The sequence below is a fragment of the Niastella koreensis GR20-10 genome (assembly GCF_000246855.1).
Lineage (GTDB): Bacteria > Bacteroidota > Bacteroidia > Chitinophagales > Chitinophagaceae > Niastella > Niastella koreensis.
This window is the reverse complement of record NC_016609.1, coordinates 6,188,917-6,202,206: the sequence shown is the minus strand read 5'-3', so window position 1 is coordinate 6,202,206 and position 13,290 is coordinate 6,188,917. Positions and strand designations below refer to the sequence as shown.

Below are 13,290 nucleotides of genomic sequence, written 5' to 3'. Positions count from 1 at the left end.
GGCGGAGTGCTCATAATTAGTGAACCCACTCACCACTCACTACTTCACAATCAATATCTTCTTACTAATAGTCTTACCATTAACCAGTCGTATGGATACATTATAGATCCCTGCTTTCAGCCTGTTGGTATTAACTGATATTCTATTAATACCTTGTTGCAACACCACATTCCGTTGCTGGGCGCTTTGTCCGAAGTTGTCGGAGAGTACAATGCTGGCTGGTTGCGATACATCGGCCAACGTATACTCAACGGTGATAGTACCGCCGGTAACCGGGTTAGGCGCTATGGTAAGCGTATGGTCATCCGTGGTCTTACTGTCGGTGGTATTGGAGCTAACCAGGGTGCCGGCAGCGGTTTGAATAGCCGCACTGTCCGGATTGTAATAGTGATTCAGGATCCAGGTATAATTTTGATCGGTACCCCAGAAGCTGCTGCCCCATTGACACATACCGCGCCCTGCGCCGCTTTTAGTTCTACCCACACAACGTGCATCTGAAATACAGGGATAGTCTGTGCCGGTTCCGCTAAACCCATCGCCGCAACCCGCGTTGTTTGATTCTGCGCAGTATTCAGCTTTGTAGATAGCGCCATTCTTAACTAATACAATTCCTGCGGTGGCAATCGCGGCATTCTTTACACTGGTAGCGCGATCGGTTTGCCAGGTCTGGTGACAGGCCGCTGCGGAGATATCATAATTATTGGCAATTGGGTTCTGCACAAACCACGCCCCACGGCTGCGATAAGCCACGGTACCTGCCTGCAGGGAGGCGGCATTCCAACTGCTCACCCATTCATCATCCACGCCCGTTTGTACATACGATTCCAGGCTCATCACCTGCACATGTGGATTGGTACAGGCCGTACAGGCGCAACTGGTGGCTACGCGAATAACCGCAGGCACAGCAAGCGCGGCTGCTGCAACCACAGTTGATTCCTGACGCGCACCTGCAATTGGTTGGGCATGGCTGCCGGTAAACGCAATTTGTTCAGCCAGCGTTTTATCAAACAACCCATGATGGCGTACCACCAGTTCTTCCAAACCAGGTAAAGGTGTGGAGGTGAATGAGGTGGTGGGCGTTAAAGCAATCTGCATTTCGTACGTATCGGGGATAGCATAGAAATGCTGAATGCTGTGGGTGATGTAGCCTGCTTTATTTGACTGTATTGAAATCGTAGCCGGTGTTTGTCCCGGTGTTATGGCATTGGACGGAACCGTTAACGTAAAGAAACCCCGTCCATCGGTGGTGGCAGTATGGTTGCCTGCTCTTACTATTGCACCACTCAGGGCGCTGTTCTGTTCGCCATCACGCACATAACCGGTCAACACCATTTGATTGGGATTGGCAGTAAGCAGGGGAGTAGTATTGGTAGCTATTCTTGCAGTGCCGGCTACGTCCAGGTTAATGTCGGCATAAACGCTGTCATTGGGTCCGCCATAAAAGAAGGTGCTGATGTTCTTATAGCCGCTCTTAGAAAAGGCGAATGTATACTTACCACTGTCCAGTCCGTATATCAGTTGGCCGCTGGCATTGGTAGTGGCACTGGCGGTAGTGCCATCGGGCTTGGTGATGATAACCGCGGCGCTGGCAATGGCCAAACCGGTGCTTTGATCTTTTACTGCAAAAGAAGCCACCGTAACAGCGGTTGGTGGGTTTATCAGGTCTGCATACTTCGACCAGTTCCAGTAAATGCCTGGATCGGTATGTGTGTTGCCACTGTAATGCTGGTGACCTTTGATGCGAACGGTTACTGGCAAAAAGTTGGTGCCGGAAGTGGCAGGGCCACGGAAACAGGTGGTGCCATCTATATTTCGGTCTGCGCAAATATCACGTACCAGTGCAGCCGAGCTGGTGTACATAGCATTAGTATACCAGGTATTGCCGCTGGCAACATAGCCTTCGTGCTCGATGCCGATGGTATAATCGTTGGCGCTTAGCACATGCCAGGCTCTATCTTTCTCCAACACCATCTGGGTGATCTGTCCGTCGGAAGAACGGATCACATAGTGCGCGCTCACCTGGGCGCTGGCATTGTTGAACCAGCTGATGGTGCCGGCATAGCTACCCTCGCAAGTATGTATCACTACATTGGTGATGGCTGAGCCACGGCCAACGGTGAAATTGCTGGTGCTGGCCTGGTCCCACAGGGCAGGCGGGTAGTCGGTGCTTTGCACGGCTGCCGCATCATTGGTAGTCTCCACCCGGGCAGTGCTGCCGCTGGCTGGTTTATTAACTGTTGGTAAAATAATTCCATTGGCTTTTATTCTGCCCTTTAGATAATCAACAGATACGCCTGGCGCACTCAGGGTACGTAGCAGGGTGGGGGCATAGATCCTGTCCAATTGTATAGAGCGGGGTAATTGCTGTAGTTTGCCTGAACTGAAACCCTTTTTCAGATGGTTGTACACATCATAGGTATACAGTGAATGCGCATAGGTGTTCACTGCTGTTCCATCGTCGGGGATCTCGGCCAGTTTTTCCAGTACCGGGGCAAAACTTTCGGCGGTAAGGCGTACGCCGGGCTGTTGCTGGCTGGCTTCCTTACTCAGGAATTTGGCCACCGCCATAATTTGCAGGCGTACATCGTTCTTAAATTGTTCGGTCGTAATACCGCTTAAGGCGGTTACGGTAAGCAGGTTGTTTTTGAAATAACCTTTGCCATCTTCCACCAGACCAAAAATGCCAAAGCGCAAGGGCATAGTCACTTCATTACTGCCTGGCGCCTGCGGATTCATGTTGTTCAACCGCGAGGCCGACCAGGCAGTCGATTCCAATACGCCTTGCGGAATGTTAGGGTACTGTTGATACGCTTCGGCAAACCAGGCTTTGTAATTGTCTGTTTGTGCCATGACTTCTACCCTGAATAATAGGATAAGAAATAAGCCAGTTAGTAGTCGTCGTGTACTCATCATGTTTGATTTAAATGGTTAAAAGAATAAGTGTTTAATGCAAAAGAATTCCCGTTGCCTGCCGCGGCATGTTTTCCGCACAGGCAAAAAAGTATAGGGTTCAGTAAACCGGGTTCACTGACGTATAGTAATAGAGCGGGCTATACTGGTGTAGGGAATAGGTACAGAAAACGGCCCACAGGCCATTGAACAGAAGTCCTTACTGGTGGATAGGACGGTCAAACATTATGTAGAACATAATTAAGACAATTTTCCGAGATAGCAATGCGATCTGGCTGAAAATTATATCAACATCTTCTGCGGAGGGAGGGGGAAGGTAACGTTGCTGTACACATGTAGTTGTGTAAGCATCTCTGAATTAGTACTTCTTATATCACTATAGTAAGAATGTGAATAACATTGTTGCCTGAGATTGTGTGCCGGTTTTTTTGCATGATGTGCTATTTCTGCCCAAAAGCATACCAGCATAATAACGCATTGGAAATATTGTGCATTTTGCTTTCCGCTTTTTGCGTTCAGCGTTCAGCATTCGGTTCTGCGTTCTGCGTTAAGCCTTCAGCGTTCCGGTTGCCATATAAAAGTATTATCTTTAATAGGTAATCAACCATTAAGATGCTACGAAAGATATTACTGTTCATAACCGGTATGTTACTGGTATTGGTGACCGGTGTTTTTTGGGGAACCTGGTTTTCACTGAGTAGAACTATGTATACTTTGCCGGAGGAAACCTTTGTAGTGATCGGTAAACAAATCATGCAGAACGTAGCCCTGGGTATGAGCATCATGATGCCGCTGGGCATTGCAGGTATTATTATATTGCTGTTCCTGGCAGGCAGAAGAAAGAAAGCCCATTGCTACTGGTTGTTGTCTTCATTGATCCTGTTTACGGTGGCATTGGTTATAACATTGTTTATTGAAGTTCCCATCGACAACCAGATAAAGACCTGGAGCGCTGAGAACCCGCCGCAAGGCTGGGAGGCCATCCGCGATCGCTGGCAGTTCTATCATACCGACCGCACTTTTTGCTCACTCGCCGGCATGGCCAGTTTCCTGATGGCTGTCATAAAAAGATATAGTTGATCAGTATTAAGATATTGGCTCTCACGGTATAGCCTATGCATTTTCACTAATAAGAACTACCTATTATATTCAGGTGATACTAATCAATAGTTAAATACAGCATATTGCTAACTTACGGTTTCGAGGGGGTTAGCTGTTTATAGTAATATAAACAATTGGCGAAAAATAAAATCCCCCCACGTATGAAATTGCTTAATGTCCTGAAGAACCGAAAAAGCCTGTTATTGGCTGCCCTTATGGGTACCGGTATGCTGGCAAACGCGCAGCTGAAGGTTGGCGACAACCCTACCAGTATTCAAAAAAGCTCCATCCTCGAACTGGAGAGTACCCGCCAGGGTTTGCTGTTACCCCGGTTAACCGATACGGCAGCTATCAATTCGCTGAACCCACCCGATGGGATGATCATTTATCTCACTGCCGACAACAGTTTGCGTATCCGCAGCAACAACTCCTGGAAAAAGTTAGCCAGCATGGCCGATGCAACAGCCAACTGGTCGCTCACCGGTAACGCCGGCACCGACTCTGCTACCAGCTTTATTGGTACTACAGATGGCAAACCTTTTACTATCAGAACCGATAATGCGGCGCGCATGATCATCGGTTCAAACGGAAACATTGGAATTGGAACAACTACACCCTCCGCTACTTTAAATGTAAACGGAACCGTTAAGCTGGAAAACCTGGCCGCCGGTTCAACCGAAGTAGATGTATTGGTGTTGGCTGCCGATGGGTCTGTATATAAAAGAACCATGTCGTCCAGCGCCTTTACCAATGCCATCAAAGCCATCAACGGCATTCAAAAACAAACCTTGTCAATAACTGCTCAGGCCAGCACTTCAGAAGATTCGGTAAAAGTAGACAGCCGTTCTTCCGACAGTACAATTGCCATTTACCTGCCCGTACAGGATGGCACGTCGGCCAGCAGGCCATACGGGTTTTTAACGCATGCCGACTGGGATAAGATCCAGAGTGGGATACAAACCATCACCATTGGCGCCGTAGCCGCTTCATCGGATGTAAATGGCGCTACCATTGTAACCGACAGCACTTCGCGTAAGATCATTCTGCATCCGGCCGATGCCACCAATCCCGGTATCGTAACCGCAGGAGCTCAAACCTTTGGCGGCAGCAAAACTTTCCGGGATAGCGTAACTGTAGGTGGAACCTTAAACCTGAATACGGTAACTAATAATGCAAGCGCCGATTCTGTGCTGGTAATTTCAAATGGCCTGGTGTCAAAACGTAAAGTAAGTGATGCAGCTTTTGGTAATGCCATCCGCCGGATTAATGGAAATATCGATACTGCCCAGGTGGTAGCCTTCAGGAACACCGGCGCCGACCTGGCCGTTGTGGCCAATGGCGCAGACAGCATTTATTTAAATGTGCCCGATGCCGGTACGGCCGCCCGGGGGGTAGTAACTACTGCCGCGCAAACCTTTGGGGGCAGCAAAACTTTCCAGGACAGTGTAGCTGCTGCCAAAACTTTTTTGGCAGGTACTACCGGTAATGCCAACTCTACGGTGCAGGTAGCCGGTTCTATATCCATGGCTATTAAATCGGTCAATACCACCTACACGGCATCGGCCACCGATAATACCATCCTCGCCAATACCACTACGGCGGCCTTTACTATTACCTTGCCTTCTCCCACCAATATTGCCGGCCGCATTTATACTATCAAAAAGGTAGGCAGCGGCGGTATTGACAAGGAATTGACCATTACACCCACTTCAGGAACCATCGATGGCGGTAGTTCATATGTTATTTACAACGACTGGACATATGTAACCCTGCAAACAGACGGTACCGACTGGTACATCATCAAGAAATAACAACCGGCAACCGCAACCGCTTAAAGCAGGTATATGCGTATCTATAAATGGTGGATGGCAATGCTCATAGTAGCATTGTGCACCACGGAAGGCTTTACACAGCAGTTACGATTGGGGATCAGTTCCACGGCAAACATAAAATCTGCCGTGCTGGAATTGCAATCCACCAACCAGGGCTTGTTGTTTACCCGCATAGCAGATACGGCGCTGATCAATACGTTGAATCCGCCCGACGGCATGGTCGTATATTTTACACCGGCCAAACGTCTGTTGCTGCGGGCCAGCGGCGCCTGGCAGGCGCTTGCTTCCACCACCTCTATCGATACCACCAACATTCCTAATTTCTATTTGAAAGTAAGGAACGAGCTCAGCGGCGGAACCGGAATAAATTATAACAACGTTACGGGGGTAATAAGCAACGCCGGTGTAACCTCTTTAAATGGTAACACCGGCGCGCTTACCATGGATACCGGTTATATCCCTAACTTTTATCAGAAAGTACGCGGCCTGTTCAGCGCAGTTGCACCCATTACCCTTAGCAATGGACAAATCGGTATTACGCAGGCCACTACTTCAACAAATGGTTACCTCAGCAGTACCGACTGGAATACATTTAACAACAAACTCTCATCGATAGATACAACGAATATTTCCAATTTCTACCTTAAAGTTCGTAGCAGGCTTTCCGCCGGTACCGGTATTTCGTATAACAACACTACCGGCGTTATCAGCAATGGCGGTGTTACGACGTTGAATGGCAATACGGGGGCATTGACTATGGACACCGGCTACATCAGCAACTTCTATCAAAAAGTGCGCGGTCTGTTCAGCGCCGGTTCGGGTATTACCTATAATAGTACTACCGGGGTTATTACGGCGGGTGGCGCCGGCACAAACTGGGCGTTGGGCGGAAATACTGTCGGCGCCTTAAAAACAATCGGAACGGTTGATAATTATGATCTTCCTTTTATTACCAACAATACCGAACGGATGCGCATTTCCAGTACGGGTAATGTCGGCATTGGCACGGCTACATTCGATGGCACTTATCCCGAGAAATTGCTGGTGCATGCCGGAACAACATCCTCCTTTAACCTTATCAATGCAAAAGGCGCCATCAATAATTATTTGCAGTTGAATATTCAAAACCTTTCCTCAGGCAATACCGCCAGTTCCGATGTGGTGGCTACTGCCGATAATGGTTCTGAAACAACCAACTTTATTGATATGGGCATCAATTCAAGCAGCTACGGCAGTACCGGCATATTAGGCGGCGCCAACAATGCGTACCTGTACAGCGCCGGTAACGATTTTGTAATAGGTAATCAAACCGGCAATAAGAATTTAATTTTCTTTACCGGCGGAAGCAACGCTGCCAACGAACGGATGCGGATCGATGGCTATGGCAGGGTAGGTATTGGGGTTACCAACGCAACCAACCCGCTGGTGGTAAAAGACACCTTTGAGATCCGCCGTACCGGTACCTTGTCTGCTTTGCTTTTTACCAATACCGCCGGCGCTGGCGATTTTCGCATCGGCGGCGATGGTGGCGATATCTTTTGGCAGGGTGGTGGCGGGCGTAACCTGCAAATGGGTTCTTACTGGACAACCGTTTTAATGGGCGATCGCCAGTCCAGCAGCTTTCCTGCTTTATCTTCCTTTACTACGTTGAATACCGGGGTGCTGATTCCGGCGCAACGCGATGCCAGCGTGCCGTTGGCTATCCAGGCCAACTCTGCTACGCAATCGGCCAATTTAACCGAGTGGCGCAATGCATCGGGTACGGTGATGGATATGGTAGATGAAACGGGAAGTATAGCTGTTGGTACTTCTTCTTTTGATGCATCGAATCCGGAGAAATTACTGGTAGATGCCGGAGCTACTTCATCCTTCAATGTGATCAGTGGAAAAGGCGCTATCAACAACTACCTGCAATTAAATATTCAGAACCGGTCAAGCGGTACCGGAGCCAGTTCCGATGTGGTGGCCACGGCAGATAACGGTTCCGAAACGGCTAACTTTATTGATATGGGTATAAACTCCAGTCAATACACAACCAGTGGTATGCTGGGCGGCGCCGATAACGCCTACCTGTACAGTACCGGGAATGATTTTGTAATTGGGAACAGCACATCTGCCAAAAACCTGCGCTTTTTCACCGGAGGTACCGCCACTGCCAACGAGCGGGTACGCATAGATGGTAACGGTAAAGTAGGCATCAATACTACAACACCGGCTGCAACCCTCGATGTAGCGGGTACGTATAAATTAGGCAGTTCGGGAACAGCGCTGAGCAATATGATCAAAACCACCTTCAGCATCACCGACAATGGTGCTTTTGGCCTGGGTACAACAAAAGTAATTACAGCAACCGTAAGCGGCGCCACTACCGGAGCCTCCGTAATATTAAACCCGCGCAGTCAGTTACCAACAGCAGTAGCCATTGCCTATTCCTATGTGAGCTCAGCCAATACCATTACGATTGGTTTTGTCTGTTCGCAAGGGGTATTAAGCACGAGCACGTTGGGGACTATTAATTTTGATGTGACGGTGATTCAATAAGTTGATAGCGTTGATAGCGTTGATAGCGTTCGCCGATTCACGATCCACCATTAACAAGTGACAAACTTTATAAAACATATAATTTTTTTGCTCCTGCTGGCGCCTTGTTTAACAACAAAGGCCCAGCAAGGTTTCTATGTCCCCAAAAAAGGAAAGGTTTATTTCTCCGGCGATACGGCAACCATCTTCTCCAATGTAGTGAACCAGGGAAAGCTGGGCATTGATAAAAAAGCCGTGGTAAACTTCAAAGGCAAAAAATGGACGAACGATGCCGATGCCCTCATTACCGATGAAGGCAATAAGGGCGAAGATGCATCAGGCACAGGCGGCGCACTCCGTTTTAATGGCATCGACAGCGGCCGGCAACAGCTCGATGGCGGTTACAATGCCGCTACCCGCAGCGGCGCCGCCTTTGACAACCTCGATATTCAAAATGTATATGGAGTTGAACTCACTGGCAGCACCACCAAAGTGCGGAACAATTTACACTTCACCGCAGGGAATGTATACCTGCAAAACAATACCCTGGTAATAGGGGATAGAAGTCCCGGTACCATAACCGGGTACGATTCCATTCACTTCATTATTACCGGCAGTTCCGGCACCGGATTGCTGGTGCGGGAAAATATCCGCAGCCGCGACAATTGGGTGATCTTCCCTATTGGTACGGATGATAATGCATATACCCCGGCAGGCATCAGAAGTCACTCTTCGCAAGGCGATGACTATCATGCACGGGTGAACGATGGTGTTAAAAAAGACCTGTTTACCGGGAACGAGCTGAAAGAACAGGGAGTGAACAAAACCTGGGAATTGGGAAAACGCAATTACCCCAATTCCGGAGACGCAGACATAGCCCTGCAACACCTCACGGCCGATGAAGGCAGTTTGTTCAGCGCCAACCGGCGGTACGCGTATGTGTCGCAGTACACCGGCGCCGGCTGGGACACTTCCTCTCCACAGGTATACCCGGTACCAGGCATGTTGACTTCAGCAACTGCCCTGGCGGGCAGCGGGGTGAACACCCGTACGGTCGGAAGCAACCTTTCATCAGCATCTTATTTCACCAAGTTCACGGGCAAAGGCGATACAGCCGGTGCATTTACACATGTATGGTTAAACGGGTATCGCCTGGACCGTAGCACGGTAAATGTTTACTGGACCACCAAACCCGAAGTGAACATCAGATACTTTGTAGTGGAACGCCGCCTCAGCAATGAGTCCGCATTTAAGAAGCGGGATTCGCTGCCCTCGAAGGCGGTTAATGGCTACAGCAATTCCTACCTGAATTATACCCTCAACGATGCCAACAACTATACCGGCATCAGCTATTACCGGTTGCGGTTGATTGATTACAATGGCGACAGCATGTACTCCAACACCGTGGCGGTGGGGGGCAAACCCGGCGGCTATCAGTTGCTGTTGTGGCCTAACCCAGCCGCGCGGAACTTCTACGTAGGGGTAAACGGCGCGGCCAGTGTTAAATATGTGGTTATCTGGAACGTGCTGGGGCAAATGATCCATCGCGAGCTGGTGAACGACCGCAACATTATCCCCATGAGCCTTTGGTTGCCCGGCAATTACCTGGTGGGTTTTATTTCAAACAGCGGTCAGCTGTTGGAAACGAAGAAGCTGGTAGTGACGGGGGATTGATCTCCCGGAACAGTTTTAGGGTATAATACAATTGTACGGCGCCTGTAAAAGCCTGCAGGCAGCCTGTGATCTCAAACAGCCAGTTGTCGGGCAATTCATACATGGATGCCGGGTAAAACCAGCGCATGGAAGCCGGAGACAGGCCGGCAAAGAACAGGATGTTCTTAATCAGGTGATTGTAAAGCCCTTCATACAATCCAATCAGTGCGCCAAAGAATAAACCAGCGATCGCCAGGTACAGCACAAAGAATAGTTTCTTTTTCCGCCATTCGTACAGGAGCAGAAAGGCGCCCGTTATCAGTAAGATGATTAACCCATGATATACAATGTGCATGCGCCAGGGTGTTTTGTATACCAGGGCGCCATAGGCATGATGCAGCGCTGTAAGAACATAGGTGCCGATGGTGGCCGCCAGTGAACCGGTCAGTAAACGCAGGTTGGGTTTGAAAGCTTGGTGATGATCCATATTCTTCTGTTTAATGAAACTGAACAATTGTATTTTTATGTAAAGCTGTCGCGGTTAACCGGGGCGTACAACATACAGTCTCCGCCGAATGACAGTTATTGAACAAAACAGCCAAAAATGTTCAGCAAAATGACAGGGGATTTGCAGGAAGACCGGCGCATTCAAAAGACAAAACAATTGCTGGCCGATTCACTGGGCCAGTTAATGCGGGAGAAGGAATATGATGCCATTACCATCCAGGACATTATTGACAAAGCCAATGTGGGGCGAAGTACTTTTTATGCTCATTATGAGAGTAAGGAAAAACTGTTGCTGCATAATATAAACTTTCAGCGGGAACTCATAAACATCAACAGCAACGATCCACAGCACTGTATGGGTATCAACCTGCCGTACCTGTTCAATCATTTGGCAGAATACGGCCCCATTGTAAAAGCAATACATGGTACGCCCATTGGTTACCAGGTAGCTGAACATTTTACGGCCATCGTGGTTAGTAAGATAGTTGGCTATTATAAGCGGAAGCCGCTGCCGCCCGCTATGGAAAAGCAGGAGTTGCAATACCGGGCGGAAGCGGTAGCGGGGGGAATTGTGCGGATGGTCATTTGCTGGGTAATGGACGGAACGCCGGTTCCGGCTTCAAAAATGATTGCCCATGCGCAGGAGCTTCTGTTGCGGGCTTTTCCGCCGGCCGATACCCCTCCCGAAAAATATTTTACAAAAAAGTAAAGAAAGAATTTGTTGTATTGAAAATACTCCTACATTTGCACCCCCAACGAAAACGGGGGCAGTGAAAAAGAAGCAGAGAAAGCGAGGTGAGTCACTGAAAATCAGCTCTTAGAAAAGAAAAGTGAGAAAGGAAAAAAGAAAGAAAAAAGTGAGAAAAGATTTGGTGAAATGAAAGAAACACTTACCTTTGCAACCCCAATCGAAAAGATAGGGAAGTGAGGAAAAGAAGAAGAGGGGAGAGCGCAAAGAAACGAAGTAGATAATAACGAATGAGTGAGAGTGGACAGCGGTAAAGGAAACATAACATACGATATTTAAAGATCTTTGAAAGTTTGGAAGCAACAGCACTTGAATAATTTCAAGTAAATTAATCAAGGTAAGAATCTAGCGACTCGAAAAAAATTAACACGATTCACAAAGTTGATTTTCTTATTGAGAGAATTTAGCTAAGTGATCAAAACTCATTTACAATGGAGAGTTTGATCCTGGCTCAGGATGAACGCTAGCGGCAGGCTTAATACATGCAAGTCGAGGGGCAGCGCAGTGTAGCAATACATGGGCGGCGACCGGCAAACGGGTGCGGAACACGTACGCAACCTTCCTTCAAGCGGGGGATAGCTTTCGGAAACGAAAATTAATACCCCATAGTAATGTCTGATGGCATCTGAGGACATTTAAAGATTTATCACTTGAAGATGGGCGTGCGCCTGATTAGGTAGTTGGCGGGGTAACGGCCCACCAAGCCTACGATCAGTAACTGGTGTGAGAGCACGACCAGTCACACGGGCACTGAGACACGGGCCCGACTCCTACGGGAGGCAGCAGTAAGGAATATTGGTCAATGGACGCAAGTCTGAACCAGCCATGCCGCGTGGAGGATGAAGGTCCTCTGGATTGTAAACTTCTTTTATCGGAGAAGAAACCCACGAATTCTTTTGTGGTTGACGGTACCCGATGAATAAGCACCGGCTAACTCCGTGCCAGCAGCCGCGGTAATACGGAGGGTGCAAGCGTTATCCGGATTCACTGGGTTTAAAGGGAGCGTAGGTGGGCTGGTAAGTCAGTGGTGAAATCTCCGGGCTTAACTCGGAAACTGCCGTTGATACTATCAGTCTTGAATGTTGTGGAGGTAAGCGGAATATGTCATGTAGCGGTGAAATGCTTAGATATGACATAGAACACCGATAGCGAAGGCAGCTTGCTACACAATTATTGACACTGAGGCTCGAAAGCGTGGGGATCAAACAGGATTAGATACCCTGGTAGTCCACGCCCTAAACGATGGATACTCGACATACGCGATACACAGTGTGTGTCTGAGCGAAAGCATTAAGTATCCCACCTGGGAAGTACGACCGCAAGGTTGAAACTCAAAGGAATTGGCGGGGGTCCGCACAAGCGGTGGAGCATGTGGTTTAATTCGATGATACGCGAGGAACCTTACCTGGGCTAGAATGCAATTTGACCGTGGGTGAAAGCTCATTTTGTAGCAATACACAGATTGTAAGGTGCTGCATGGCTGTCGTCAGCTCGTGCCGTGAGGTGTTGGGTTAAGTCCCGCAACGAGCGCAACCCCCATCATTAGTTGCCATCAGGTAAAGCTGGGAACTCTAATGAAACTGCCGTCGTAAGACGCGAGGAAGGAGGGGATGATGTCAAGTCATCATGGCCTTTATGCCCAGGGCTACACACGTGCTACAATGGAAGGGACAAAGAGCTGCCACTTGGCAACAAGGCGCTAATCTCAAAAACCCTTTCTCAGTTCAGATTGGAGTCTGCAACTCGACTCCATGAAGCTGGAATCGCTAGTAATCGTATATCAGCAATGATACGGTGAATACGTTCCCGGACCTTGCACACACCGCCCGTCAAGCCATGGAAGCTGGGTGTACCTAAAGTCGGTAACCGCAAGGAGCCGCCTAGGGTAAAACTAGTGACTGGGGCTAAGTCGTAACAAGGTAGCCGTATCGGAAGGTGCGGCTGGAATACCTCCTTTTTAGAGATGCTCGCAGATAACAAATCTTTTTGGTTGTTGCTTCACTTAACTTTCATAGAATA

At 48.6% G+C, this 13,290-nt stretch carries 7 protein-coding genes and 1 rRNA gene; 6 read left to right on the top strand and 2 right to left on the bottom strand.

Annotated features, from left to right (window positions below):
• Positions 1-39: 39 nt before the first annotated feature.
• Complete coding sequence (locus NIAKO_RS37150) at positions 40-2,850, bottom strand: N-acetylmuramoyl-L-alanine amidase (protein WP_049815603.1); 2,811 nt, start codon at positions 2,848-2,850, stop codon at positions 40-42.
• 672 nt (positions 2,851-3,522) lie between these two features.
• Between NIAKO_RS37150 and NIAKO_RS24595 the strand changes: the two genes are divergently transcribed.
• The 4 genes from NIAKO_RS24595 to NIAKO_RS24580 all read left to right on the top strand — a co-directional run bounded on the left by NIAKO_RS24595 (position 3,523) and on the right by NIAKO_RS24580 (position 10,037).
• Positions 3,523-3,990, top strand: a complete 468-nt coding sequence (locus NIAKO_RS24595) for an anthrone oxygenase family protein (RefSeq protein WP_014221160.1) — start codon at positions 3,523-3,525, stop codon at positions 3,988-3,990.
• A gap of 182 nt (positions 3,991-4,172) precedes the next feature.
• Entirely contained in the window at positions 4,173-5,822 is a 1,650-nt protein-coding gene (locus tag NIAKO_RS24590) for a hypothetical protein (protein WP_014221159.1), read from the top strand.
• A 33-nt stretch (positions 5,823-5,855) separates the two neighbouring features.
• Positions 5,856-8,384 (top strand): beta strand repeat-containing protein, encoded by a 2,529-nt coding sequence (locus tag NIAKO_RS24585; RefSeq protein WP_041347251.1) that lies wholly within the window; start codon positions 5,856-5,858, stop codon positions 8,382-8,384.
• Between the two features lie 87 nt (positions 8,385-8,471).
• Positions 8,472-10,037 (top strand): T9SS type A sorting domain-containing protein, encoded by a 1,566-nt coding sequence (locus tag NIAKO_RS24580; RefSeq protein WP_014221157.1) that lies wholly within the window; start codon positions 8,472-8,474, stop codon positions 10,035-10,037.
• On the opposite strand, the gene NIAKO_RS24575 is transcribed toward NIAKO_RS24580, so the two are convergent.
• Positions 9,979-10,503 carry a hypothetical protein gene (locus NIAKO_RS24575; protein ID WP_014221156.1) on the bottom strand — a complete coding sequence of 175 codons (525 nt, stop codon included), beginning with the start codon at positions 10,501-10,503 and terminating at the stop codon, positions 9,979-9,981. The genes NIAKO_RS24580 and NIAKO_RS24575 overlap by 59 nt on opposite strands.
• Positions 10,504-10,620: 117 nt before the next feature.
• On the opposite strand from NIAKO_RS24575, the gene NIAKO_RS37145 reads away from it, so the two are divergent.
• Both NIAKO_RS37145 and NIAKO_RS24565 read left to right on the top strand, forming a co-directional pair.
• On the top strand, positions 10,621-11,232 hold the full coding sequence (locus NIAKO_RS37145) for a TetR/AcrR family transcriptional regulator (RefSeq protein WP_014221155.1): 612 nt from the start codon (positions 10,621-10,623) through the stop codon (positions 11,230-11,232).
• A 467-nt stretch (positions 11,233-11,699) separates the two neighbouring features.
• Positions 11,700-13,228: ribosomal RNA gene (locus tag NIAKO_RS24565) — 16S ribosomal RNA — on the top strand.
• The last annotated feature ends 62 nt before the right edge of the window (positions 13,229-13,290 follow it).

Bases quoted from the DNA above. Each gene is read 5' to 3' on its own strand.
- NIAKO_RS24585 (WP_041347251.1), top strand. From the start codon at position 5,856: ATGCGTATCTATAAATGGTGGATGGCAATGCTCATAGTAGCATTGTGC.
- NIAKO_RS24575 (WP_014221156.1), bottom strand. From the start codon at position 10,503: ATGGATCATCACCAAGCTTTCAAACCCAACCTGCGTTTACTGACCGGT.
- NIAKO_RS37145 (WP_014221155.1), top strand. From the start codon at position 10,621: ATGTTCAGCAAAATGACAGGGGATTTGCAGGAAGACCGGCGCATTCAA.
- NIAKO_RS24595 (WP_014221160.1), top strand. From the start codon at position 3,523: ATGCTACGAAAGATATTACTGTTCATAACCGGTATGTTACTGGTATTG.
- NIAKO_RS37150 (WP_049815603.1), bottom strand. From the start codon at position 2,850: ATGGCACAAACAGACAATTACAAAGCCTGGTTTGCCGAAGCGTATCAA.
- NIAKO_RS24590 (WP_014221159.1), top strand. From the start codon at position 4,173: ATGAAATTGCTTAATGTCCTGAAGAACCGAAAAAGCCTGTTATTGGCT.